Source organism: Pseudomonas sp. 910_23, assembly GCF_052850795.1.
On sequence record NZ_VXCZ01000015.1, the window covers coordinates 55,092 to 78,669 of the forward strand.

Consider the following 23,578-nt stretch of genomic DNA (forward strand, 5'->3'; position numbering starts at 1 on the left):
CCAATTCTTCACGGGCTTATCGAGAGTAAAAACATGCGCTTACGAGACCTGGGCATCACCATTGGCACGGGCACACCCGGGGCGTTCAACGCCATCACCGACGTGCCTGGCGTACGCGTCGGCCATCACACCCTCAATGCCGAAAGCTTGGAGGGTTCAACGCATACCGGCGTGACCATCATCGAGCCGCGCCCGGTCGCGGCCCATCTGGCCCCGTGTTTCGCTGGCGTTCACGTACTCAACGGCAACGGTGACGCCACCGGTCTGGAGTGGATTCGCGAAGCCGGTTTACTGACCACGCCCATTGCCTACACCAACACCCATAGCGTTGGTGTGGTGCGTGATGCACTGGTGGCCGCCGAGCGCGAGATGGGTAAGCAACACACCTATTGGTGCATGCCGGTGGTACTGGAAACCTACGATGGCATTTTGAGCGATATCTGGGACCAGCACGTCACTGCCGAGCATGTGCACGCCGCATTGGCGGATGCACACAGCAGCCCGGTGCAGGAAGGCTGCGTGGGCGGCGGTAACGGCATGATCTGCCATGAATTCAAAGGTGGGATTGGTACGTCGTCTCGCGTGCTGAGCGTAGAAGAGGGCGGCTGGACCGTGGGCGTATTGGTGCAGGCCAACTACGGCGTACGCAGCGCCTTGCGCGTGGCGGGTTACCCGGTGGGCAGCGTATTGCAGGACACGCCTTCACCTTATGACGGGCTGGTTAATGTCGGCGTGCCTGGCATGGGGTCTATCGTGATCACCATCGCCACCGACGCGCCCTTGCTGCCCCATCAATGCACACGCCTGGCACAGCGTGCGAGTATCGGTTTGGCGCGGGTCGGTGGCGGCACCGAAGACGACAGCGGCGACATCTTCATCGCGTTCTCTGTAGGCAATACCGGCTTGCCGGTTGCCAATCTCGGGCAACCCGGCCCGCCGACCACGGCCTTGCAGATGGTCAATAATGACTACATCTCCGCGTTGTTTGTGGCCGCGGCGGACGCCGTCGAAGAGGCAATCCTTAATGCTTTGTTGGCCGCCAACGACCTGCAGGGCCGTGGCCGGCAAGCACTGGCGCTCAAGCCTGAGCAACTGCTGGCGGCGATGGCAAAAGTGGGCTGGACGGCCCCGGTTCACTCCTGTGCCTGAAGGAACAACAGGAACAGTTCGGACTGGGATTTGATCCCCAGTTTGTTGTACATGTGCTTGCGGTGCACCTTGACCGTTTCGGCAGAGATCGCCAGCTTGCGGGCGATCTCTTTGTTCGAGCAGCCACTGAGCATCATTTGCGCCACCTCGGCCTCACGGGTCGACAACGCCGTGCTGATCTGCAGCGTCGGCGACAGCAGGCGCTCTTGCCAGTCCGTTGACGGCTCAGCTGCCGGTACGCTGTTCGAAGCCTGTTCAAACACGCAACGCTGACGCATCAGGCCGGCCACCCAGGGCTGGATCAATCGCAGCAGTGCCAGTTGCTCCTGGCTGAAGCGGCAACGGCTGCCCAACGACAGGCTCAGGGTGCGCTGGGGATCGAGTTGCACATTCAGATGTATCTCATCGGCAACCACGTTCAGGCGAAAGTAGCGCTGGTAATAATCGGTCTGCTCAAAACACTCAGGGGCAACGTCGTCCAGTTGAAACAGCCCACTTCGCGGTGATTCGCGATTAGCCAGGTAAAAGGGATCGAGCAGGTAAAGCCCCTTGAGGTAGTCCTGGAACAGCGAGTCGGTGCCGCCTTCCTCCGTAGGCGACTCAGCCAGTACCAGTGGCCTGCCAGGGTTGAAGATCAGTACCACCCAGCTGTCCACCGGCACATAGCGCCCGAGCAAACGCGTCATGGATACCCAGAAGTGCGGTTGGTCGAGGTTTTCGATCAGCCGCCCGACCGCGTCATGCCAGGCCACGTCCTGCAAGGTCAGATTGGTTCCACTACCCATTGCGGGGTACCCCATTGAAGTGATTTTTTCCCATTGCGCTGCACCCCATACTCATTTGAAGGCCCGGCTAAATTCGGGTTTCCACTTTGCCCAAGGACCTGCCATGAACATCGAACTCTTGCAGTTAGCCGGCCGCGACGGTGATACCGCTTATAACCTGAGACGCACCTTGGAGGCCATCGCCAACTGCAACGCGGACACCGACCTGCTGGTATTCCCGGAAACCCATTTGATGGGCTTCGTCGGAGGTGAACAACTGGCCAAGGTCGCCGAACCCCTGGACGGTCCGACACTGCGAGCCGTGCAACAGGCGGTGCGCCAACGCAATGTGTCGGTTGTGATTGGCTTGGTCGAACGTGATGCGGGCGCCTATTACAACACCTCGGTATTGATCACACCCGAGGGTATTGCCTTGCAGTATCGCAAAACTCATTTGTGGCCTTCCGAACGCGCAGACATCACACCCGGCGATCGCTTTGTCACCACGCTGTGGAACGGCGTGCGTGTCGGCCTGCTGATCTGCTACGACATCGAGCTGCCGGAAACGGCGCGGGCGCTGGCGCAATTGGGTGCCGAATTGATCATTGTCACCAACGGCAACATGGACCCCTACGGCCCGGTTCATCGCACCGCGATCATGGCCAGGGCCCAGGAAAATCAGCTGTTCAGCGTGATGGTCAACCGCGCGGGGCAGGGTGATGAAGGCCTGGTGTTTGCTGGCGGCAGTACGGTGGTTGACCCGTTTGGTCGCGTGCTGTACGAAGCCGGGCGCGAAGAATCACGCCATGTGATCAGTCTGGACCTTGCTCAAATCAAGGCGGCTCGCAGGGACTATCACTACCTCAATGATCGTCGGTTGCTGCTGCAAGGCCAGGCTGTGGAGCACCCCGATGGCCGCCGTGAACTGCTGATTCGCTGACTGCGTTTGTACCCTCCATAACAATAATCAGCTGGCGCGCAGGTGCCGGCCCAGGAGTTCGTGATGATCGCTATTCGATGCATGCAATGGGGGCTGGCTGCCATTGTCAGCGGCGCAATGGCTTGCGCCCAGGCGGCGGAGCCGAAGGTCAATATCTATAACTGGTATGACTTCATCGCGCCCACCACGCTGAAGGATTTCCAGGCGCAGACCGGCATTCAGTCGGCCTACGATGTGTTCGACAACAGCGAGGTCATGCAAAGCAAACTCATGGCCGGGCGTAGCGGCTATGACGTGGTAGTCGCTACCGGCGACCTGTTGCCGAACCTGATCAAGGCCGGTGTACTCAAGGAACTGGATCGCTCGGAACTGACCAACCTGTCACATCTGGATCCGGATATCCTGGCAAAGGTCAGCAGCAATGACCCCGGTAATCGTTTTGCCGTGCCTTATCTGTGGGGCACCACCGGCATCGGCTACGACGTCGCCAAAGTCCACGCGCTCCTGGGTGACAACGCACCGGTAGATTCCTGGGACCTGATTTTCAAAGAAGAAAACCTCGCCAGGCTGGGCGAGTGCGGCGTGGCGATGCTGGATGCGCCCGCTGAAATCATCCCGATCGCCTTGCACTATCTGGGGTTGCCCTATAACAGCCATAACCCGGAAGACTACCTCAAGGCCCAGGCCCTGCTGTTGAAACTGCGCCCACACATCCGCTACTTCGACTCCTCGCGCTTTATCACCGATCTGGCCAACGGTGATATCTGCGCCGTCGTCGGCTGGGCGGGTGGCGTGATGGACGCTCGCAAAGCGGCCGACGCAGCCGGTAATGGTCGCCGGATTCAGTACAGCATTCCCAAGGAAGGCGCGCCGATCTGGGTGGAAAACCTGGTGCTGCTCAACGATGCACCGAATCCCCAGCAGGGCTTGGCGTTCATCGATTACATGCTGCGCCCGCCGGTGATCGCCGCATCGTCCAACTACCTCAGCTATGCCAATGCCAACAAGGACGCCAAAGCGCTGGTTGATGAGAAGGTGCGCGATAGTCCGGGGGTTTATCCTTCCAAGGCAGTGCTGGATACGCTGTTTGCGCTGGAGCCGCTGCCGTTGAAACTGGAGCGCGTGCGCACGCGGGTCTGGAGCAAGGTCAAGAGTGGGACCTGAGCTTGCGTAGCCAGGTGCTTATGGCTTCAACGAGTTCTACCTTGCATTCCACCGGCAACCAATGACCGCCGGGTAGGCTTGCCACGGTGAGATCTACGCAGGCCGCCCGCATTGGATCGCCCAGCTGATTACCTTTGATGGTGTTCATTTGATCGTAGTCGCCGTTCACAAACAGTACGGGCAATGACAAGAGGCCGCCATTTAACGCCCGGTGCGCATATTCAATGTTGGCATCGTCGTTTAAATACCAGGCGCAGGGAGCGCGGAAACCATGCGCCTGGAAACTGCGCACCAATTGCGCGAAGTCTGCCTGCGGCCAGAGCGCAAGGTCTGGCTGGGTGAGGGGGGCCCGGTGCGCTTGGCCGAACCGCCCGCCCTTGCGGGTCACTTTGGCATTCGCTGCAATCTTGCCGATATTCGCCGGGTCGCCTCGGCGATAAATCGACGCCAGCGACGCGGCTTTATCCGCATCAAGGTCAGCGATAGCGCACGCAAAGTGCGTGTTGTAGTAGCGGTAATAATCCCATTGACCGTCCGGATACGTGTCCGCTGGGTAGATCGAGCGATCAACCAGAGGGACGAGCGTTGGCAGCGCGTTAGTGGTGGGGAAATACGGGACCGAAATCAATACAACACCGCAACTGCGCTGAGGCTCATGAGCGACCAGTTCACCCGCCACGACGCTGCCCCAATCGTGGCCTACCCAAATGGCGGGCCTGCCACCGAGATGGTCGTGAAGCTCTGCCATGTCGGCCACGATGTTTTCAAGGGTGTACGCCTGCGTGGGCGCGGGTGCAGAAGAACGACCATAACCGCGCATGTCGGGTGCAACGCAGTGCCAGCCTTGTGCCGCGAATGCTTGGATCTGTGCGCGCCAGATCAGACTGAGCTCCGGCCAACCGTGCAGGAACAGCATCAATGGCCCATCGGCCGGTCCCATCTCTACATAGTGCGTCGTATGGCGCGGGGTATTGAGAACACGCGAGGTCAGCTTGGAAGTGGACACAGTCTCTCCTCATGCTACGTCGGCTGATAAACTCGAAGCGGCAACACTATACTGAGCGGTAGGCTTCATGTTTCGTTCCCATTCGGCGCTTCCAGCGTCCGAGGCAAAGTCTTGCGTGTGAATGAAATTTATCCAAGGTGGAATGCTTTCTCGGTACATACACTCAGGGAAGAGCGAAAGGCGGCAATAGCAGTCGCGTTTTTCAACACAGGTGCATTGAGGATCAAGTATGTTGAATGTTGACCAGCCCCCCACAACCACACGCGAACCCAGTGAATACGAAAGCCTGGTCGCGATGGGGACTCACTTGCTCGATGTGATTCCGGGGGCAATTTACCTCTGTGACCGCGACGGGTGGCTCGTCAGGTTCAACAGCGAAGCGGTTAGTTTGTGGGGACGAACACCAGCCCTCGGTAAGCATGGCGACCGCTATTGCGGCTCATATCGACTTTATACGACGGACGGCGCGCCATTGGCGGTCGACGAATGTCCGATGGCTTCCACGCTCAACGCTGGCCTGTGTGCGCGTAATCAGGAAGTCTTGATCGAGCGCCCTGACGGATCGCGCTTCGTAGCGCTCATGAATGTCCGCACGCTTAGCGATCGCCATGGACGAATCCAGGGCGCGATCAATTGCTTTCAGGACGTCTCGGCGCACCACGCAATATCCGAAGAGCTGCGACGCAAAAGTTCCGACCTCGAAGACTTTTTCGAAAACAGCGCCGTGGGCCTGCATATTGTCAGCGGCGAAGGCATTATCCTGCGCGCTAATAAAGCCGAGTTATCGCTGCTGGGCTATTGCGCGGACGAATACATCGGCCGTCATATCACTGAATTTCATGTGGATGAACCGGTCATCGGCGACATCCTCCATAAACTCGGCAGCGGTGATTGCCTGAACAGCTACCCGGCGCGCCTGCGGGCCAAGGACGGCAGCATCAGGCACGTAGCGATTACCTCGAATGGGCGATTCGAAGACGGCAAGTTCTTCAACACACGTTGCTTCACGATTGACGTGACCCGCGTGCACGACGCCGAAACCGGGCGCCAGGAGAGCGATGACCGGCTGGCGGCGACCTACGAGGTGGCGACCATCGGCATTGCCGAGGCTGGCGAGGACGGTCGCCTGCTGCGGGTCAACGATGCCCTTTGCACCATGCTCGGGCGCCCTCGTGAGCAATTGCTGGCGATGACCTTCCTGGACTACACCCACCCAGACAGTGTCGAGCAGGACGCGGCGTTATACGCACGGCAGGTGGCGGGTGAACTGGACAACTACGTGTTGCGCAAACGCGCGTTCAAGCTCGATGGCCAGGCGCTTTATCTGGATGTTCATAGCTCGTCGGTCAGGGCGCCGGATGGCCGGTTCCGCTATGGCGTGCGAGTCATTCAGGACGTCACGCTGGCCCGAAAAATGGAAAACCGGGTGCGTGAAAGCGAACGGCACATGCGCGATCTGCTCGAGGCGCTGCCGGCAGCGGTCTACACCACCGACGCCGAAGGGCGTATCACTTTTTATAATCGTGCGGCCGTCGAGTTGTCGGGGCGCACGCCGCAACTGGGCGACCTGTGGTGTGTCACCTGGAAACTATTCAACACTGACGGCTCTTTTCTGCCTCACGACCAATGCCCGATGGCCGTGGCACTCAAGGAAAACCGCGCCATACGCGGCGTCGAGGCCGTCGCCGAGCGTCCGGATGGCACCCGCGTGTCTTTCACGCCGTATCCGACCCCGCTGCACGATGCCGATGGCAATCTGATCGGCGCGATCAACATGCTTGTGGATATCACCGAGCGAAAGCAGGCCGAAGACCGACAAAAGAACTTGATCGATGAACTCAATCATCGGGTCAAGAACACCCTGGCCACGGTCCAGTCCCTGGCGTCCCAGACCGCGCGTAACGCGCAGGATGCCAGGGACGGCTACACCCGGTTCGAAGCCCGGCTGCTCGCCTTGTCGCGTGCCCACGACCTGCTGACGAAGCGGCATTGGGGCCTTACGCCGCTGGAAGTGCTGGCCCAGGAAGTGTTGGTGCCGGTGTTTGGCCATGACCCCGGCCGCGTGGTGATCGCCGGTGATGCCATTGAGGTCGACACCCGCGTCGCCCTGAACCTGACCATGACGCTCAACGAACTGGCGATCAACGCCCTCAAATACGGAGCGATGTCCACCGACACCGGGACACTCTCGGTGAGCTGGAGCGTGCGACCCCAGCCCAGCGGCGCGCTGCTCACCGTGGACTGGCGCGAACAAGGCGGGCCTTCGGTATCCACGCCGGAGCGCGAAGGCTTGGGTTCGCGGTTGATGAAGCGCTGTATCGAGCGTGATCTAGGCGGTTCGTTCGAACTCGACTTCGCCCGTGAGGGCGTTCACTGCCGCTTCTCGTTTATGCTCGCTGAGAACCAGACATGACCACGTTCCCAGGCACCAGAGTGCTCCTGGTTGAAGACGAGGGCACCATCGCCATGTTGATCGAGGAAATGCTCGAAGAGCTGGAGTGCACCGTAGTCGCCTCCGTGGCCCAACTCGCCAAGGCGATGCACGTGGCAGGGGTGGTGGATGTCGACTTGGCGATCCTCGACGTGAACCTGGCTGGAGAATACGTCTTCCCAGTGGCGCGGATTCTGCGCGCACGCCACATTCCGTTTTTGTTCAGTACGGGCTACGGCGGCAGCGGCCTGCCGGAAGAGTTCAGGGGCTGTCCGGTGTTGCATAAGCCATTTGCGGAAAAGGATCTTCGGTTGAAAATTGCGCTGACGCTGGAGTCTTAGGTAAGACCCACGGTGTTGCGCAGGTAGCGGGCCGGTGAGGTGCCCAGGGTTTTACGAAACATCGTGATGAACGAGCTGACTGACTCGTAGCCGAGCGCTTCAGCGGTTCTCTGCACTGATTGCCCTTCGGCCAGGCTTTGCAGGGCGACGATGATCTGCCATTGCTTGCGCCATTGTCCGAAGGTCAGGCCGGTTTCGGCTTTTACCAGGCGGGCCAGCGAGCGTTCACTCATGGCCACGTGGCGTGCCCAGTTCGCCATGGTGGCGCGGTTGGCGGGATCTTGCGCCAGGGCTCGGGCGATGGTACGCAACGGGTTTGAGGCGGGTAGAGGCAGGTAGAGTTGTTCGGTGGGGGCCAGTTCAAGCGCTTCGAGCAGTACGTGGGCCAATCGAGCAGTGCGTGAATCGGCCGGGTAATCCTGAGCCTGGCCGCTCAGGTGCAGGATCAGCTCAAGGATCAATGGCGACAGCGCCAAGGTACAGCAGCGATCCGGCAGCGATGCAGCGCCGGGCTCCACGAACAGAAAACACACCTGCCCGTTGGCTGTCACGCGGTTGCTATGGGCGACGCCCCCCGGGATCCACACGCCGAACCCTGACGGCACCATCCACACGCCATCTTCCACCGTACACACAATGCCACCGCAACACGCCACCACCAGTTGCCCCTTGCGGTGCTTGTGTACGGCAGACTCGCTGTCGTTGCGCTGGGGTTCCAGCATCAGCGCTACGGCGGGCTGGGAAAGGGTGTCGTACTCAAACTGATCGACGTGGATTTCGGCCATGCAAGGTCATCCAAGGTTGTCCGGATTTGATTATATTTTGGCAGTGTACTCAATATCGGCAGTGGCAGTAATTCCCTAGCATCACCTACAAGCCTTTCCTTCCTTGGGCGGGCGACTGCTAGAACTTTCCGAATCCCGGTGCTTGCCATGCTTAGCGAAATCTCGATTGCCAACCTCTACTTTCCGCCCTTGTTGATCTACCTGGGTGCGTCCCTCCTGGCCTACCGGCTGATCGAACGCCTGGCCGGTCGTTGGCTGGACCGAGCGTGGCACCCGGCGCTGGCGCGTTTTTTCGTCTCGCTCATCGTCGTGTCGACGATGGTCGTCCATTGCTGAGCGAGGCCGCGCATGTCTATCGTCAAACTGCTTAAAACTGCCGCCACCGTGGGGCTTGGCGTGCTGGCCCTGGTGTTTTTCCTGCAACTCTGGCGGGCATACGTGCTGGCGCCCTGGACGCGGGATGGGCGGGTGAGTGCACAGGTGATCCGCATTGCGCCCGAGGTGTCCGGCCAAATCGATCAGTTATGGGTCAGTGACAACCAATGGGTGGCAAAGGGTGCTTTGCTCTATCGCATCGATACGCGTGCTTATCGATTGACCCAGCAGCAGCGCGCCGCGCAATTCGCAGAAGCGCGGAGTGTGTTCGAGCAGCGCAGTGCGCAGTTCAAGCGGCGCGCGCAACTGGGCGGCGCCATCGCCCGGGAAGAGATCGACAACGCGGCGCGTGACTTGGCCGTGGCCCAAGCACGTTTGGACGCGGCACGCAGCCAGTTGGCCCAGGCCCAGCTCGACCTTGACCGCACGACTGTGCGTTCGCCAGTGGACGGCTACGTCACGCAACTGCGGTTGCAGCCCGGTGACTATGCGCAGGCGGGTGCTACCAACCTGTTCGTGGTCGACGCTCATAGTTTCTGGATCACGGGCTATTTTGAAGAGACCAAGCTGCCGGGTGTACTCATCGGCGCACCGGTGTCGATCAAGCTGATGGGCTTTGACCCGCTGCTGGAAGGCCACGTGGCAAGCCTGGGCAGAGGCATTGCCGACACCAATGAGTTGCGCAACGACAGCGGCTTGCCCCAGGTGAGCCCGACCTTCAGTTGGATTCGTCTGGCCCAGCGAGTGCCCGTGCGCATCGAGTTGGACAAGGTGCCGGACGGGGTAGAGTTGGCGGCGGGCATGACCGCCAGTGTCGAAGTGACGCAGCCGGGCGCCGCAGCGCGCTGGCGACTCACCCAATGGCTGCAGGCGTTCATGTGATGACTGGCCTGGCGACACGCTTTTTCGCGGCGATCCCTCGGCCCTGGACGTCCGCCACGCTTGCCTACGTGCTGCGCAGTATCCTGGCGGCAAGCCTGGCACTCTGGCTTGGTTTCCAACTGCATCTGGATTCGCCATTCTCGGGTGCGTCCACGGTGTTGTTGCTGGTGCAGCCCATCCAAGGGGCAGTGCGAGGCAAGGGTGTGTACCGGATGCTGGGCACCCTGGTCGGCATGGTCGCAGCCTTTGTGCTGATGGGGCTGTTCGCGCAGCAGATGCTGTTGTTCATACTGGGCGTCGGTATATGGCTGGGCCTGTGCGTCGGTGCAATGACGGTTTTGCGTCATTACCAGGCCACCGCGGCAGTGGTGGCGGGCTATACGGTGTGTTTGGCGCTGGGCCCTGCCATCGTCGCCCCGGAACAGGGCTTCGACCACATCATCATCCGTGGCACGGCGGTAGCGCTCGGCGTGCTCAGCTTGAGCCTGGTAGCGACGCTGTTCAGCGCCAAGACCATGGCGCATAAAGTTCGAAGCTCGCTGATCGACGCCTGTGCGCGCAGCGCCCGGCTGCTCGCGGCAAGCCTTGTGGGTGAAGAGCCTGCGCAGCTGGCGACGCAACGGCACCAGCTCGCGATCGATATCAGCAAGGTGGACGACCAGCTTGGGCTCGGCCGTGGCGAATCGTCGCTGATCCGCTCGCGGCAGCTGGCGATTCAGGCCGGCCTGGCGCATCTGCAGTCGGCTGTGCTCGACGTGCACCCGGACGACTCGCACCCCGCAATCGACCCCGCGTTGCGCGCCCGCATAAGCACAGGCTTGCAGCAACTGAGTGAATGCCTGGCGCAGGCGCGCTGCGACTTTCGCGCCGCGGCCGCTACGCTGGAGCAACTGCGTCGCTGGGTGGATGATTGCGCCGATTCAAGCCCACACCTGCGGTGGCGCAGCGAACGCTTGGACGACCAACTGGCGGACCTGGGCGAGGCCCTGTTGAACTTCGCCAGCCTCGACCAGGCTCGCCGCGCACCGGTACGCGCCGTGGGGTATCACCGCCATTACGCGGATGCGGCGCGAAACGGCATCCGGGCACTGCTCGCCATACTGAGTGCGGGTGCGATCTGGTATTTCAGCGGCTGGGATCAAGGGCCCACATTACTGGCGGTGCTGGGGCCGTACTGCACCCTGGTGGCGACGGCTGCCGCGCCAGCCCAAGGTATCAACGGCTTTATCCGCGGCACGCTCTACGCGATTGTGGCGGCGGCGCTGTGCAAATTCCTGTTGATGCCACAGATCAACGGCTTCCCTCTGTTGTTGCTGGTCATGGCAGGCTTCTGGTCGTTCGGCATCCATGCCACGAGCCAGCCGCGCCATGCCCTGCAAGGGGTTGCCTACCTGATCGGCTTCAACACCTTGGTCAGCACCGGCATGACCGCCACCTACGATTTCGTCGGTTTCGCCAACCAGGCGCTGGCCTGGATCGTAGCGATGATTGTGTGCCTCCTGGCGTTTCAGATCCTGCCCAAAGATCCAGCCAGGCAGGTACGCGCATTGACACGTGCGCTGCACCGGCACACACGCCTGCTGCTACGCCAGGCAAATACAATCGATCATGCTCAATGGCAAGCGGAGCAACAACACCGGTTAGTTACGTTGAAGAGTTTGCTTGGCGCTGATCACCCGCACGCTGACCCGGCGGGCTACTTGTCGCTGCAACTGAGCAAGCAATTGAATCGGCTACAGCGCAAAGCCAGCGGTATTGATCCGGCATCTCCCGTGGCCCGATGCGTGCAAAGCGGTGCGCGGCGGGTTGCACGATATGCCCATCATCCCGCGATCGGCGCCGCACAGGCGCGGCGCACATCCCGGTCGTTGAGCAGGCTTGGTGCGCCTCATCTGGCGAGCGGTTATCAGAACCTGGCGCGGTTGCTGGAGCAATACGCGAACCTGGTGCTTTAGGGCTAACATGAGTCAATGCTCATGCTCAGCGCTTACTGCTAACTCGCCGGATACCTAATTTATGAGAGATCTGCCGCCCACCGCGACCTTGCGCGCCTTCGAAGCCGCCACTCGCCACCCGACCTTTACCGCGGCCGCCCAGGAGTTGCATGTGACCCAGAGCGCAGTCAGCCACCAGCTCAAGCATCTGGAGGCGCTGTGGGGCCTGGCGTTGTTCGAGCGTGGCCAGTCGTTACGCCTGACCCCGGCGGGGGCTACGCTGGCGCCCATCGTGCGCGAATTCTTCATGAGCCTGGAGGCGACCCTGGCCGACCTGCGCGAGCAAAAGGGCAGGGTACGGCTCAAGGTCAGCACCACCTATTCCTTTGCCTTGAAATGGCTGCTGCCACGCTTGCCGAACCTCGCTCGCCAGCACCCCGAGCTGCTGGTCGCGCTGGACACCACGGACGACGTCATCCACTTTTCCGACGCCCAAGCGGATGTCGCGGTCCGGCTGGGCAAGGGGAATTACCCGGGCCTGTATTCGGAGTTTTTGTTCGGCGAGCAGGTGTTTCCGGTGGCCAGCCCCGAACTGTTGCGGCGCCTTGGCACCCCGGGCAGCCCCGCCCATTTATTGGACTTCCCGCTGCTGGCCCGCGATGGCGCCGAGCTGGCACCGAAATGGGAGGTCTGGTTTCAAGCCGTGGGGCTGGCCTTTACGCCGCTCAGGGAAAGCGTCAGGTTTGGCGACACCAACATGACCGTCGAGGCGGCCCTGCTCGGCCATGGCATCGCGTTGGTGCGCAGCGGGCATGTGGAGCAGGAAATAAGTGACGGTCGCCTGGTGCGCCTGTTCGATGTGCCGTTCCCGTCACCGCTTGCCTACTATTTTGTGTGCCCCAAGGGCATCGAAACCCAGCCGCATATCTTCAGCTTTCGTCAATGGCTGATGAGCGAGGCGCTGAAAGTGCAACGGGTGGATCAATGAGGTATGAGTATCTGTTCATGCTGTGATGAGCAGACTTCGCTGTAAGCCAAGGGCTTGGCTTGCCTAAGATGGCGCATGTCTACTCATATCATCTTCCTGGTGCTGTTCGCCGCCCTGCTTCATGCCAGCTGGAACGCGCTATTGCGTGGTGGTGCCGACCGGCTATGGTCGATGACTGTCATGTGCATGGCCATTGCCTTCACCAGTCTCATCGCCGCTACGTTCATGGTGACGCCGGCGATTGAGAGCTGGGGCTATGGGGTGCTTTCGGCGTTGCTGCATGTCGGTTACAACCTGTTCCTGGTGCGCAGCTACCGGGTGGGCGACCTGGGGCAGATCTATCCGATTTCCCGGGGCTCGTCGCCGGCGCTGATCACCCTGGGGGCTGCGGTATTTGCCGGGGAACGCATTGCGCCCGTCGAGTTGCTGGGGATTGCACTGGTGTCAGGGGCGATTATTTCCCTGGCTTTCAGCGGGCGTCGGTTGTCGGTTCCCAGCCTGCCTTATGCGCTGGGAACGGGCTGTTTCATCGCGGCCTACAGCGTTGTCGACGGTATCGGCGCCAGGCTCTCCGGCGCGCCGCTGGCCTATACCGTATGGATGTGCGCGTTGTGGGGCGTGATGATGCCAGCGGTGTACATCGGCCTGCGCGATGCCCGCAGTTTATTAAGCCTGCGCCCCGGTACCTTGGCCGCAGTGGTCGGCGGGCTGGTGTCTTTGCTGGCCTATGCAATCGTGATCTACGCGATGAACGAAGCGCCGTTGGGCGCGGTATCGGCATTGCGCGAAACCAGCGTGTTGTTCGCGATGTTGATTGGCTACTTTTTTCTTGGCGAAACCCTTACCGCGCGCAGGGTCCTGGCGTGCGTGGTGATCGCCGGCGGCACCCTCATCATCGGCTGATACAGCCATCATCCAAGGAGGTATTTTCAATGGTTGACGTCTCGCAGGCACCGCTGATCCTGATCACCGGTGGCAGTCGCGGAGTGGGTGCCGCGACCGCCCGGCCATCGACCGCAGGTTCGGGCGCCTCGACGTACTGGTCAATAATACCGGCGTGCTGACGACTCAGTCGCGTCTGGAGGACCTGAGCCTGGAGCGCATGCAGCGCATCTTCGCGGTCAACGCCATCGGCCCGATGCCCATGTGGTTAAAGGTGAGCACTGGTAGAACGGTGCCGGGCCCTGGAGGTTGCTTGCACTGGCCCTGAAGCATCGGTTGTTTCACTTGAGGCGAGTGTGGCAGAGGTTGAAGGCGCGATAGATGATCTTGAGCAGGCGCTGTTGAGTTTTCAGCAGGGTGGGGCGTGAGCCGTATGGTCTGGTTCAAGCCGAGGCGAGGCTGTTGGTGTAGGAAATTTCTGTGGGTGCTATTGCTGCAGTGCAAGCAGAGTGCTTGTATGCTTGCGCCCAGAAACCGGTGGCCTCTGTAAGTGCCGACGTTCGAATGATGGCTGGACTGGAAACCGGACTTCCTTAAGGTGCTGACGTGAAGCGCGATACCCGCCTTGTGATGCTTTTGCTGTTGGTGATTGGTTGCTCCCTGACCTCGTTGACGATCTGGAAGGTTCTGTCTTCGCGTGAGCGCGCGCTGGCGGAAGTGGATGTGCATGGTTTGAACCTGACCCAGGCACTCAATACCTATACCGAAGGTATCGTCCGGCAAAGCGCGCTGTTGTTGCTGGGCCTGGTCGAGCGCCTCGAAACCGAAGGCAGTGGCCCTGTGCAAATCGAGCGTATCCATGCGCTGATCAACCGCCAGCAGCCGCTGATGCCGCAGCTCAGTGGCATCACGGTGTATGACCGTCAGGGCGGCTGGTTGATGTCCTCCAACCGGCGGATTCCAGAGGGGGCCAATAGCAGCGATCGCGCCTATTTCATTCATCATCGCGACGATCCGAGCCCCGAGCCGTTCATTGGTCCACCGATTCAGAGCCGTGCCAATCAGGAATGGGTGGTTACCGTCAGCCGCCGATTCAATGATGCATCGGGCAATTTTGCCGGGGTGGTCGCGGTGACGCTGGGGGTGGAAAACTTTCTGCGCGTGTTCGGCAAGCTTGACGTTGGCCAGGAGGGTGCCATCGGCTTGTCCTACACCGACGGCACGTTGCTGGTGCGCTATCCCTTCCGTGAACAGGACATGGGGCGCAATTTTTCCAAGTCGCCTATCTATGCAAAGTATTTCGATCAGCCTTTCGGCACCACCGCGCATACCTCCAGCCTGGATGGTGTGGAGCGGCTATATGCCTTTCGCAAAAGCGAAACGCTGCCGCTGATTACCACCGTCGCGCTGGGCAAGCATGAAGCCCTCGCGGCGTGGCGCATCGAGGCGGCACTGTCGGCAGTCGTGGTGGCGGGCTTGCTGGGGTTGACCGGGCTGATCGGCTGGTTCCTGATCCTGGATATTCGCCGGCGAACCGCGGCGGAAGAGGCGCTGCGCGTCGCCCAGCAACAGTTGCTCGATTCCAATCGTCAATTGGCGTTCCTGGCGATGAAGGACGCGTTGACCGGTTTGGCGAACCGCCGTTGTTTCGATGAAACACTGGCTCTGGAAGCACGCCGGGCGCAGCGCGAAGGCACGTCGCTGGCGTTGTTGATGATCGATATCGACCATTTCAAACGCTACAACGATGCCTTCGGTCACGTGGTCGGCGACACTTGCTTGCAGAGGGTCAGCAGGCTATTGGAACGATGCGCGCGACGACCGTCAGACCTGGTGGCGCGTTATGGCGGTGAGGAAATGGCGATCATCATGCCCGGCACCGACAGCGAAGGCGCGGCGGTGGTCGCGCAACGGATCCTTGACTCGCTGCAGCACGAAAACATCACGCACCCAGGCAGCCCGTTCGGTTACGTCAGTGTGAGTATCGGTATTGCGACGGGCACGGGTTTGCGTCTGGAACCGCCGCTCGGATTGATCGAGGCGGCTGATCAGGCGCTTTACTCGGCGAAGGCTGCGGGACGCAATGGATTTTCCCTGCAAGCCACGGGGCCTTGATTGTCTGCTCTAACCTCACATACCCAGCGTCGGAATCATCACTTCACCACACTCCATGAGTTGGCCTGCCGTGACTTCCAATTGCGCAGTGGGCTTGGCCGCATAGCCAGCGATGAAGCCGGCGCTTAGCAGTAAAAGGCACAGGAAGGCTTTTCTCAGAATCATGCGCGCAGTTCTCAAATTAGGTCGCAAGGGAAATGCACAGATTGTGTATTCGAGAAAAGGTTCCTGAACAAGGCTTCAAACCGATAACTGATCACCAATAGGCAGACGCCGAATACGCGTGCCGGTGGCCGCCGCCAGGGCATTGACCAGCGCAGGCGCCAGCGGTGCCACTGGCGGTTCGCCAATGCCGGACGGCACGCTTGCCGACGGCACGATATGCACCAGCACCTCAGGCATTTCATAGATGCGCAGGGGCTCGTTGTTGTGGAAGTTGGATTGGTCGACCTTGCCGTCGGTCAACGTGATCGCTTCACGCAGGGCCGCGGAGAGCGCGAAACCCACCGAACCTTCAACCTGAGCGCGAATGACATCGGGGTTGACCGCAATGCCGCATTCCACCGCGCAGACCACACGGTCCACTTTGAAGGTACCATCGCGTTGCACGGTCACCTCGGCCACCTGGGCTACCACCGAGCCAAAGGCTTCATGCAACGCCACGCCCCGGCCCCGACGCTCGTCCTGTTTGCCGGGTGCCAACGGCTGGTCCCAACCGGCCTTCGACGCTACCAGCTTGAGCGCTTCAAGGTGACGGGAGTGCCCCTCAAGCATTGCCAGGCGCCAGGCCACCGGATCCTGCCCGGCCATTTGGGCGAGCTCGTCGAAAAAGCATTCGGTGGAAAACGCGTTATGGGAATGGCCCACTACCCGCCACCACTGTATCGGTATCGGGATATCGTCGGGGGTGTGCAGGTCCACGCGCAGATTGGGGATTCTATACGGCAGCGTCGACCCGCCCTCTACCGAGGTGGAGTCGATGCCATCCTTGATGAAGGCGGCGAAGGGCGAGCCGGCGAATACGGACTGGCCCACCAGGCGGTGCTGCCAGGCGATCAGTCGGCCTTGCTCATCCAGGCCGGCGCTCAAGCGGTGGTGATACATCGGTCGGTAGTGGCCGGCCTGCATGTCGTCCTCGCGAAGCCACACCAGCTTCACCGGGGCCTTGCCATCGATGGCCTTGACGATGTGTGCGTTCTCCAGCACGTAGTCCGCGTCCTTGCTCGCCCGCCGACCGAAACTGCCGCCGGCGTACAGCGTGTGCACGCGAACCTGCGCAGGTGGCAAGTCGAACAACTGCGCCAGCACCTTCTGCACATGTGACTGCATCTGCGCGCCATGCCAGGTGTCGCAGCCGTCCTTGGTCAAGCTGACCACGCAGTTCATCGGCTCCATGGCCGAATGGGCGAGAAACGGAAAATCGTACTCGGCGTGCAGCGTCCGCGCCGCGCCTGCCAGACCGGCGATGACGTCACCTTCGTCGCGCGCAATTGTGCCCTGGGTTTTGGCCAGTTCGCGATAACGTTCGAGCATCTGCCCGGAGCTTTGCTTGAACGCGCCGCTTTCGTCCCACTCAACCGTCAGGGCGTCACGGCCTTTCTTGGCGCTCCAGGTGTCTTTTGCCACCACCGCGACACCGCTGGGGACCTGCACCACATGCATGACGCCGGGGAGGGCCAGGGCCGCCCTGGCATCGAAGGATTTCACCTTGGCCCCGAAGCGCGGCGCATGGGCGACCACTGCGGTGAGCATTCCAGGCAAATGAATGTCCTGGGTGTAAATCGCCTTGCCATTGACCTTGTCGGCCGAATCCTTGCGCGCAAGGCGCTGGCGCCCGATCAGTTTGAACGCACCGGGCTCCTTGAGCTTGACCTCGGCGGGTACCGGTTGTTCGCCGGCGAGCTTGGCCAACTGGCCCAGTGTCGCCTGTTTGCCTGACGCCGGGTGCCGAACCACACCATCAGCGACCTCGATTTCCTGCGCCGGCACCTTCCACAACCAGGCCGCGGCAGACACCAGCATGGCGCGTGCGGTGGCGCCGGCTGTACGCAGTTGCTCCCAAGAATTGGCGATGGAACTGCTGCCGCCAGTGCCTTGCATGCCCAACAGCGAGTTGTTGTAACGCGATTCGGCCGGGGCGCTTTCCACGCGCACCTGTGCCCAGTCGGCATCCAACTCCTCGGCGACCAGGGTCGCCAGGCCGGTGTAGGCCCCCTGGCCCATTTCCAGGTGCTTGGAGATGACGGTGACGACGTTGTCCTCGCCGATGCGCAGGAAGGCGTTGGGCTCGAACGTGCCCTGGCGGCCTTTGCCGCTGGTGCCATCGGCCACCGACCAGGGCAAGTACATGGCCAGGGTAAGGCCCGCCGTACCCTTGAGGAAGCGACGGCGGCTTTGGTTTTCGATAGACCGGATCATGCTGATTACCTCGTTGCTCAGGCCAGCGACTTGGCCGCTTCATGGATGGCCGCACGAATACGTACATAGGTGGCGCAACGACAGACGTTGCCCCCCATGGTCCGGTCGATGTCGGTATCGGAAGGTGCGCGATTGGTTTGCAGCAAGGCCACGGCACTCATGATCTGGCCGGATTGGCAATAACCGCACTGCACCACGTCGAGGCGCTGCCAGGTGTCCTGGACCACTTTGCCAGTCGGGGTCTGGCCGATACCTTCGATGGTGACGATCCTGGCCCCGGTTGCTGCCGACACGGGCGTAACGCAGGCGCGTACGGCCTGGCCATTGAGGTGTACCGTACAGGCCCCGCACAGCGACATGCCGCAGCCGAATTTGGTGCCGGTCAGTTGCAAGGTGTCGCGCAGCACCCACAGCAATGGCGTATCGGGGGCGACGTCGACACGCATGTCCTGGTCATTGATATTAAGCGTGATCATCAAGGAGTTCTCCGACTCGTTAGTATTGCAACGGCTTATTCAGGGCAGGGCTGGCCTGCGGCGCCCCACACGGTCATGTCCTGCACGTGCGTCTCGAAGCTGCCGGGTGGGGTGGAGCGTCCAGGCCCTGGCGCCCAGGCCCAGGGAATGAAGCCGTCGACCTTGGCGTCATGGTGCAGGTGCTCGACCAGGCCCGCCGCATCCCGACCGCCGTTGCGCTTGGGGTCTCGCAGTTGTGTACAGATTTGGGCGCCGGTCTTTGCGAACCACTCGAAGGCCACCGGGGCAAGCTGCCACGGCAGGCCGACGTGGGGCGGCATATGTGCGGCGACGTTCGGCGTGGCGGAACTGGCGTGACAGCTTGAACAAGACAGGGTCTCCACGCCGATTCGCGAGTCGCCGGCGTGGACGTTCATGCCGTGCGGGCGGGTCTTGTTCTCGCCGGCTATCGTCCACATGGGAATGTTATCGGGGCCGACGTGGCAGTTGGCGCAACGCGGATGCGTCACCACCGCCTCGATCCGCTGCCAGGCTTTCAAGCCTTCGGCTTTACTGACGCTACCGGCAGCGGGCAGGGGAGCGCCTGTGCTGTCGGCCAGCGCCATGCTTGAAATGGGCAACGCCAGGAGAAAGGCGATCAGTCCTGTTTTCATAATTATGGTCCTTCAGGCGAACTCACGGTGCAAGACAGGCAGGTTAGGTGAGCCGCGCGGCCAGCGTTTGCACAAAAATGACGATTACTTGCCTGAACCGCAGGATTGGGCAAATCAGCATTTTTACCGGCAATACTTACTGCTACCCTTTGTCGATTCAGGCAGGTAATTCGCCAAGGCAGGGTGATTCGATTGAAAGACGCAGGTATGTCCCCGATTGCAGAGTTGTCTAACGCTATCGAGCGCTTTGCCAGGACCGACGGTGACTTTGCAACGGCGCTGCCTGCGCTGACGTTGCACCGCCGGCACGGTGTCAGCGAGCCGATGCCGTGCATCTACAGCCTGGGCGTGGGCATCATTACCCAGGGCCACAAGCACATCATGGTCGGTGACAGGTTATTCAATTACGGCCCTGGTCAACTGATGCTGTCGACCTTCGACCTACCGGTCACTGCCCACGTCACACGCGCCTCACGACGCGAGCCACTGCTGGGCATGATGTTGACCCTGGACATTGCGCAGATCGCCCAAGTGGCCTTCGAAATGGAGTCGACCCTGTCGCCCGAGGCCGGCTACGAACCTATCTCCGTCAACGTGCTGCAGCCGGCGCTGCTGGATGTCTTGTTGCGACTGGTGAGGCTGCTGGATGAGCCGCAACTGGTTGCGTCGCTCGCACCGCTGCTGCAACAGGAAATCATTGTGCGTTTGCTGGCAGGCCCTCAGGGCGCCCAATTGCGGCATATCATCGGCGACGGTACGCCGCGTCAGCGCATGGCGAAGACGCTTTCCTGGTTCAGGAAAAACTTCAAGCAAGCCTTGAGCCTGGACGCTCTGGCGGCACACGCGCATATGAGCCCAGCGACATTCCGTCAGCATTTTCGCGATATCACCGGCATGAGTCCTTTGCAGTTCCAGAAGCAGATGCGTCTGCAGGAAGCGCGGCAACTGATGCTCAATCAGGCCTTGGACGCAGGCCAGGCGAGCAGCCTGGTGGGCTATGAAAGCGCCTCGCAATTCAGCCGCGAATACAAGCGACTGTTTGGCGCGCCGCCCTTACGGGATATCCGGCGTATGCGTGATGGGGCGGATGCGGCTCAATAAAGGCTGATGGCAGCCACCCTGGCTTTTAGTCCCAGTCCTATTTGTTTCTTTTTTGGCGCTGATAAGCTTTTTCCCTGAAGAAATAGTCTCGGGAAAATCCTTGTCATGATCCTAAATGTCGCCGTGCCCAACGAGTTCAGCGCGTTACGTGTAATCACGCTGGCATCCGATGCGGCGTGCGCACATCGGCTTGCATCCGCCTTGAGTGGCTTGGGCGTTCTGCCTCTGGCCAACGTCGACTCGCTGGATGCGCTGCAAGCGTGGCTGGATGATTATCCGGTCGATGTCATCGTGTGTGAAATTCGCCCTGAATGCGGCGATGGCTTGATGTTGCCGAGCTTGCTCAAGGCCCGTCACGAGTCAGGCAAACTGGCCCAGTTTCCAGGCATTTTCTGGATGGGCGAAACCACGCTGGGCGCGCCGGGTGGGGCCGCTGACGGTGCACGTACGTCTGCACGTGAAAGGTCGGCCAAGCCGCTGTGGGTCAAGTACATGGGTGGAGTCGCCGTCAGCGCCCTGGAGTCCCATGCCCGTTTGGCGAGGGCGGCGGGCATTTTCGTCGAGATCGTGCGCGAAGGCGGCACCCTGGACCTGGGCGATGCATTGCGCGCCACGGTACTGACCCGCGTGCAACCCGACCCCTCGCTACGCAAAAACACCTTCGACGCCCTGGCCGAAGATGAGGTGATCCATGCGCTGACGACCGGCGACGGGCTGCGCTTTGTGTTTCAACCGCAGTTCGAATTGCTCAGCCGACGCATTGTGGGGGCCGAAGCGTTGGTGCGCTGGAAGCACCCACGCTTTGGTGAAGTACCGCCTTCGGTACTGATGCCTTTGGTCAACCGCCTGGGCCTGGATTTGCTGTTGTTCAGCCTGGTGGAGATGTGGACGATCAAGGTCATGCTGTCGCTCAAACGCGCGAACATCCAGATTCCCATCGCCGTGAATGCTTCAGCCAAGACGATTTGTACGCCCAACTTCGCCGATCGCCTGGCGGCCAGAATGCGCCAGGCAGAGCTGCCCAATCGCCTGCTCAAGATCGAGCTGACCGAAGACGTCCCTGAACCCAATGAGCTGCACCTGTCGGCTTCGTTAACTGCGATTCGGGCCAAGGGTTTCCAGGTGTCGATGGACGATTTCGGTACCGGGGCGGCAACCTTTGCCTTACTGGCAAACCTGTCGTTTGACGAGATGAAAATCGATGGCTCGTTTGTCCGGGGTGTCGAACAGCATTCCTCGTCGCGCAATGTCATCGCCGGCATCGTCAACTGGGCGCGGCTGCTCAACCTGAGCCTGGTGGCGGAGGGGATCGAGGATGAGTCGACGATCCCGCTGCTGCACCGTTTGGGCTGCCGGATCGGACAAGGCTATGCCTTGGCGCGGCCAATGGAAATCGATGCTTTCCTCAACTTTGTGATTCAACAGAGCAGTCCCGGTACATCGCTGGCTGAGTGAGCCCTACGCTTTTAAGAGCAGTCTGATATTCATCTGAATGCAATTGCATTAAGTTTCGCATCGTCTGATTTTTCAATTGTTCAGTACTTTTGAATGTCCTGCTGCTGAGGCGTGGCCAGCTCGGCTGGCGAACTTGCGCTTGAGAAGTCGAGAACCAATTAACAGTCAATAAAGTTGCTGTTCTCGTCTTTTTGCTCGTTATAAAGAGTGTTCCTTGATCTATGAAACGTTTACACATTGCTTTGCTGGATGATCATGCAATTGTACGACATGGTTTAGTCAATCGACTGGTACAGGAACCGGATTTTGAAGTGGTCGGCGTGTACAGCCGTAGCCGTGACCTGATAACCGGGCTGGCGACAGCACCGGCCGAGATATTGCTGCTGGATTTTGTGCTGGGCCCCTGCGAGCTGGATGGTATTTCGTTGATTCGCGCGCTGCGCGTGAAGTTTCCAGCCTGCCGGATCCTGATCTTTTCCACGCACCATGACGCAGCGACCGCAATCCTGGCGTTACGGGTGGGCGCACGCGGGTTTCTGGGCAAGGGCGAAGACATGGAGCAGTTGATCTGCGCGGTCCGGCTGGTGGCCTCAGGCGCCGTGTACTTGAGCCCGGACATGGCCTACCGCGTGGCGGAGGCCACCGCCGTGAGCTATGACGGCGAGGCTAACGGCCGGGATGAAGCCCTGCGCTTTGTCAGCCTTTCTGCACGTGAACAGGAGGTGATTCGGTGTTACCTGGCCGGCATGACCATCACCGAGATCGCCGAGAAATTCAACCGCAGTATCAAAACCATCAGTTCGCAAAAAGCCGCCGCATTTCGCAAGTTGGGGGTGATGTCGAACAATGAGTTATTCAGGATCAGGCATATTATCGAAGGAATTTGAGCGGTGCGGATTCATCTGCTGTGCGCGTGTCATTTTGCGGTTATTGCATATACTCATGTGCGTATTAGACGTTGTATCGATGAGTTATCCCTGTGTTTCGACGGTGCGGCGCGCGCCGGGCCGAGAGGGTACGATCACGATGAAAACCATACGCATTGCGTTATTGGATGACCACGCCGTCGTTCGACATGGCCTTGCCAATACGTTGGCAGCCGAGGCGAACTTTGAAGTGGTTGGCATTTATGAAAAAAGTCGCGACTTGATTGCCGGCCTTGTTACGGCACCGGCAGATTTACTACTGCTGGATTTCTCTCTTAATCCCAATGAGTTGGACGGTGTATCACTGATCCGGGCGTTGCGCGTCAAATTTCCCGAATGCCATATTCTGATCTTGTCCAGCCATCATGATCCGGCGACAGTGGGCCTGGCCATGCGCGTGGGCGCACGTGGTTTTGTGGGGAAGGGCGAAGACATGAGCCAGTTGGTGAAAGCGATTCGCAAAGTCGCAGCGGGCGCCGTGTATTTGAACACCGACATGACCTATCGCTTGGCGGAAACGGTCACGGGTGAGACGCGTGAAAGCACCAACGTGGAGCGCGATGCGCTGGCCCTGGCGGAATTGACGAGCCGCGAGCAGGAAGTCATTCGCTGTTATCTGGCAGGCATGACCGTGAGTGAAATTGCCGAGAAATTCAATCGCAGCATCAAAACCATCAGCACGCAAAAAACTTCTGCATTCCGCAAGCTTGGGGTGACGTCTAACAATGAGCTGTTCAAGCTCAACAAGATCATCGGTACTCCATGAAAAGGGCGCTGTGTACCGTGGCGTTAT

The 23,578-nt window shown here is 60.4% G+C and carries 22 protein-coding genes and 1 pseudogene; 16 read left to right on the top strand and 7 right to left on the bottom strand.

Annotated elements, in window-relative coordinates; genetic code table 11:
• Positions 1–33 precede the first annotated feature (33 nt).
• Complete coding sequence (locus FW800_RS18310) at positions 34–1,149, top strand: DmpA family aminopeptidase (protein WP_446438179.1); 1,116 nt, start codon at positions 34–36, stop codon at positions 1,147–1,149.
• Here FW800_RS18310 and FW800_RS18315 read toward each other — a convergent pair.
• Positions 1,134–1,934 carry a response regulator transcription factor gene (locus tag FW800_RS18315; RefSeq protein WP_446438180.1) on the bottom strand — a complete coding sequence of 267 codons (801 nt, stop codon included), beginning with the start codon at positions 1,932–1,934 and terminating at the stop codon, positions 1,134–1,136. The genes FW800_RS18310 and FW800_RS18315 overlap by 16 nt on opposite strands.
• Before the next feature lie 103 nt (positions 1,935–2,037).
• On the opposite strand from FW800_RS18315, the gene FW800_RS18320 reads away from it, so the two are divergent.
• Positions 2,038–2,853: a carbon-nitrogen hydrolase family protein gene (locus FW800_RS18320; RefSeq protein WP_446438181.1), complete on the top strand. Its 816-nt coding sequence runs from the start codon at positions 2,038–2,040 to the stop codon at positions 2,851–2,853.
• A 63-nt stretch (positions 2,854–2,916) separates the two neighbouring features.
• A complete protein-coding gene (locus FW800_RS18325; RefSeq protein WP_446438182.1) occupies positions 2,917–4,017 on the top strand; it encodes a polyamine ABC transporter substrate-binding protein in 1,101 nt (366 codons plus the stop codon).
• Here FW800_RS18325 and FW800_RS18330 read toward each other — a convergent pair.
• A complete protein-coding gene (locus tag FW800_RS18330; protein ID WP_446438183.1) occupies positions 4,001–5,023 on the bottom strand; it encodes an alpha/beta hydrolase in 1,023 nt (340 codons plus the stop codon). The genes FW800_RS18325 and FW800_RS18330 overlap by 17 nt on opposite strands.
• 229 nt (positions 5,024–5,252) lie before the next feature.
• On the opposite strand from FW800_RS18330, the gene FW800_RS18335 reads away from it, so the two are divergent.
• Together FW800_RS18335 and FW800_RS18340 are read left to right on the top strand one after the other, a co-directional pair.
• Positions 5,253–7,436, top strand: a complete 2,184-nt coding sequence (locus FW800_RS18335) for a PAS domain-containing sensor histidine kinase (protein WP_446438184.1) — start codon at positions 5,253–5,255, stop codon at positions 7,434–7,436.
• Positions 7,433–7,795: a response regulator gene (locus tag FW800_RS18340; protein ID WP_148854128.1), complete on the top strand. Its 363-nt coding sequence runs from the start codon at positions 7,433–7,435 to the stop codon at positions 7,793–7,795. Before FW800_RS18335 ends, FW800_RS18340 begins: the two co-directional genes overlap by 4 nt.
• On the opposite strand, the gene FW800_RS18345 is transcribed toward FW800_RS18340, so the two are convergent.
• Complete coding sequence (locus tag FW800_RS18345) at positions 7,792–8,580, bottom strand: AraC family transcriptional regulator (protein WP_446438185.1); 789 nt, start codon at positions 8,578–8,580, stop codon at positions 7,792–7,794. The two genes, FW800_RS18340 and FW800_RS18345, sit on opposite strands and share 4 nt — an antisense overlap.
• A gap of 147 nt (positions 8,581–8,727) precedes the next feature.
• Here FW800_RS18345 and FW800_RS18350 point away from each other — a divergent pair, with 147 nt between their 5' ends.
• The 7 genes and pseudogenes from FW800_RS18350 (at position 8,728) to FW800_RS18380 (ending at position 15,756) form a co-directional block, all read left to right on the top strand.
• On the top strand, positions 8,728–8,916 hold the full coding sequence (locus FW800_RS18350; RefSeq protein WP_032876622.1) for a DUF1656 domain-containing protein: 189 nt from the start codon (positions 8,728–8,730) through the stop codon (positions 8,914–8,916).
• Between the two features lie 12 nt (positions 8,917–8,928).
• Positions 8,929–9,837, top strand: a complete 909-nt coding sequence (locus FW800_RS18355; protein WP_446438186.1) for an efflux RND transporter periplasmic adaptor subunit — start codon at positions 8,929–8,931, stop codon at positions 9,835–9,837.
• Entirely contained in the window at positions 9,837–11,792 is a 1,956-nt protein-coding gene (locus FW800_RS18360) for an FUSC family protein (RefSeq protein ID WP_446438217.1), read from the top strand. The genes FW800_RS18355 and FW800_RS18360 overlap by 1 nt, the downstream gene beginning before the upstream one ends.
• 61 nt (positions 11,793–11,853) lie before the next feature.
• On the top strand, positions 11,854–12,759 hold the full coding sequence (gene gcvA / locus FW800_RS18365; RefSeq protein ID WP_078820990.1) for a transcriptional regulator GcvA: 906 nt from the start codon (positions 11,854–11,856) through the stop codon (positions 12,757–12,759).
• Positions 12,760–12,834: 75 nt separating this feature from the next.
• Positions 12,835–13,662, top strand: a complete 828-nt coding sequence (locus tag FW800_RS18370) for a DMT family transporter (protein ID WP_078820991.1) — start codon at positions 12,835–12,837, stop codon at positions 13,660–13,662.
• A gap of 29 nt (positions 13,663–13,691) precedes the next feature.
• A pseudogene (locus tag FW800_RS18375) lies at positions 13,692–13,900 on the top strand (SDR family NAD(P)-dependent oxidoreductase); the annotation flags it as partial.
• Between the two features lie 347 nt (positions 13,901–14,247).
• Complete coding sequence (locus tag FW800_RS18380; protein WP_078820992.1) at positions 14,248–15,756, top strand: sensor domain-containing diguanylate cyclase; 1,509 nt, start codon at positions 14,248–14,250, stop codon at positions 15,754–15,756.
• Between the two features lie 15 nt (positions 15,757–15,771).
• On the opposite strand, the gene FW800_RS18385 is transcribed toward FW800_RS18380, so the two are convergent.
• The 4 genes from FW800_RS18385 to FW800_RS18400 all read right to left on the bottom strand — a co-directional run bounded on the left by FW800_RS18385 (position 15,772) and on the right by FW800_RS18400 (position 19,303).
• Positions 15,772–15,921, bottom strand: a complete 150-nt coding sequence (locus FW800_RS18385; RefSeq protein WP_164699489.1) for a hypothetical protein — start codon at positions 15,919–15,921, stop codon at positions 15,772–15,774.
• 75 nt (positions 15,922–15,996) lie between these two features.
• Positions 15,997–18,174 carry a xanthine dehydrogenase family protein molybdopterin-binding subunit gene (locus FW800_RS18390; RefSeq protein ID WP_194440459.1) on the bottom strand — a complete coding sequence of 726 codons (2,178 nt, stop codon included), beginning with the start codon at positions 18,172–18,174 and terminating at the stop codon, positions 15,997–15,999.
• Positions 18,175–18,191: 17 nt separating this feature from the next.
• On the bottom strand, positions 18,192–18,650 hold the full coding sequence (locus FW800_RS18395; RefSeq protein ID WP_078820994.1) for a (2Fe-2S)-binding protein: 459 nt from the start codon (positions 18,648–18,650) through the stop codon (positions 18,192–18,194).
• Positions 18,651–18,685: 35 nt separating this feature from the next.
• Complete coding sequence (locus FW800_RS18400) at positions 18,686–19,303, bottom strand: hypothetical protein (protein ID WP_078820995.1); 618 nt, start codon at positions 19,301–19,303, stop codon at positions 18,686–18,688.
• Between the two features lie 207 nt (positions 19,304–19,510).
• On the opposite strand from FW800_RS18400, the gene FW800_RS18405 reads away from it, so the two are divergent.
• The 4 genes from FW800_RS18405 to FW800_RS18420 all read left to right on the top strand — a co-directional run bounded on the left by FW800_RS18405 (position 19,511) and on the right by FW800_RS18420 (position 23,551).
• Positions 19,511–20,404 (top strand): AraC family transcriptional regulator, encoded by an 894-nt coding sequence (locus FW800_RS18405; RefSeq protein ID WP_122735686.1) that lies wholly within the window; start codon positions 19,511–19,513, stop codon positions 20,402–20,404.
• Between the two features lie 105 nt (positions 20,405–20,509).
• On the top strand, positions 20,510–21,859 hold the full coding sequence (locus FW800_RS18410; protein WP_078820997.1) for an EAL domain-containing protein: 1,350 nt from the start codon (positions 20,510–20,512) through the stop codon (positions 21,857–21,859).
• 221 nt (positions 21,860–22,080) lie between these two features.
• A complete protein-coding gene (locus tag FW800_RS18415; protein WP_078820998.1) occupies positions 22,081–22,746 on the top strand; it encodes a response regulator transcription factor in 666 nt (221 codons plus the stop codon).
• Between the two features lie 139 nt (positions 22,747–22,885).
• Complete coding sequence (locus tag FW800_RS18420) at positions 22,886–23,551, top strand: response regulator transcription factor (RefSeq protein ID WP_078820999.1); 666 nt, start codon at positions 22,886–22,888, stop codon at positions 23,549–23,551.
• Positions 23,552–23,578 lie beyond the last annotated feature (27 nt).

Excerpts from the sequence above, each read along its gene's own strand:
- FW800_RS18370 (WP_078820991.1), top strand. The coding sequence starts at position 12,835 with ATGTCTACTCATATCATCTTCCTGGTGCTGTTCGCCGCCCTGCTTCAT.
- FW800_RS18325 (WP_446438182.1), top strand. The coding sequence starts at position 2,917 with ATGATCGCTATTCGATGCATGCAATGGGGGCTGGCTGCCATTGTCAGC.
- FW800_RS18360 (WP_446438217.1), top strand. The coding sequence starts at position 9,837 with ATGACTGGCCTGGCGACACGCTTTTTCGCGGCGATCCCTCGGCCCTGG.
- FW800_RS18395 (WP_078820994.1), bottom strand. The coding sequence starts at position 18,650 with ATGATCACGCTTAATATCAATGACCAGGACATGCGTGTCGACGTCGCC.
- gcvA (WP_078820990.1), top strand. The coding sequence starts at position 11,854 with ATGAGAGATCTGCCGCCCACCGCGACCTTGCGCGCCTTCGAAGCCGCC.
- FW800_RS18340 (WP_148854128.1), top strand. The coding sequence starts at position 7,433 with ATGACCACGTTCCCAGGCACCAGAGTGCTCCTGGTTGAAGACGAGGGC.
- FW800_RS18400 (WP_078820995.1), bottom strand. The coding sequence starts at position 19,303 with ATGAAAACAGGACTGATCGCCTTTCTCCTGGCGTTGCCCATTTCAAGC.
- FW800_RS18405 (WP_122735686.1), top strand. The coding sequence starts at position 19,511 with ATGTCCCCGATTGCAGAGTTGTCTAACGCTATCGAGCGCTTTGCCAGG.
- FW800_RS18390 (WP_194440459.1), bottom strand. The coding sequence starts at position 18,174 with ATGATCCGGTCTATCGAAAACCAAAGCCGCCGTCGCTTCCTCAAGGGT.
- FW800_RS18415 (WP_078820998.1), top strand. The coding sequence starts at position 22,081 with ATGAAACGTTTACACATTGCTTTGCTGGATGATCATGCAATTGTACGA.
- FW800_RS18350 (WP_032876622.1), top strand. The coding sequence starts at position 8,728 with ATGCTTAGCGAAATCTCGATTGCCAACCTCTACTTTCCGCCCTTGTTG.
- FW800_RS18385 (WP_164699489.1), bottom strand. The coding sequence starts at position 15,921 with ATGATTCTGAGAAAAGCCTTCCTGTGCCTTTTACTGCTAAGCGCCGGC.
- FW800_RS18310 (WP_446438179.1), top strand. The coding sequence starts at position 34 with ATGCGCTTACGAGACCTGGGCATCACCATTGGCACGGGCACACCCGGG.
- FW800_RS18355 (WP_446438186.1), top strand. The coding sequence starts at position 8,929 with ATGTCTATCGTCAAACTGCTTAAAACTGCCGCCACCGTGGGGCTTGGC.
- FW800_RS18315 (WP_446438180.1), bottom strand. The coding sequence starts at position 1,934 with ATGGGTAGTGGAACCAATCTGACCTTGCAGGACGTGGCCTGGCATGAC.
- FW800_RS18345 (WP_446438185.1), bottom strand. The coding sequence starts at position 8,580 with ATGGCCGAAATCCACGTCGATCAGTTTGAGTACGACACCCTTTCCCAG.
- FW800_RS18335 (WP_446438184.1), top strand. The coding sequence starts at position 5,253 with ATGTTGAATGTTGACCAGCCCCCCACAACCACACGCGAACCCAGTGAA.
- FW800_RS18420 (WP_078820999.1), top strand. The coding sequence starts at position 22,886 with ATGAAAACCATACGCATTGCGTTATTGGATGACCACGCCGTCGTTCGA.
- FW800_RS18320 (WP_446438181.1), top strand. The coding sequence starts at position 2,038 with ATGAACATCGAACTCTTGCAGTTAGCCGGCCGCGACGGTGATACCGCT.
- FW800_RS18410 (WP_078820997.1), top strand. The coding sequence starts at position 20,510 with ATGATCCTAAATGTCGCCGTGCCCAACGAGTTCAGCGCGTTACGTGTA.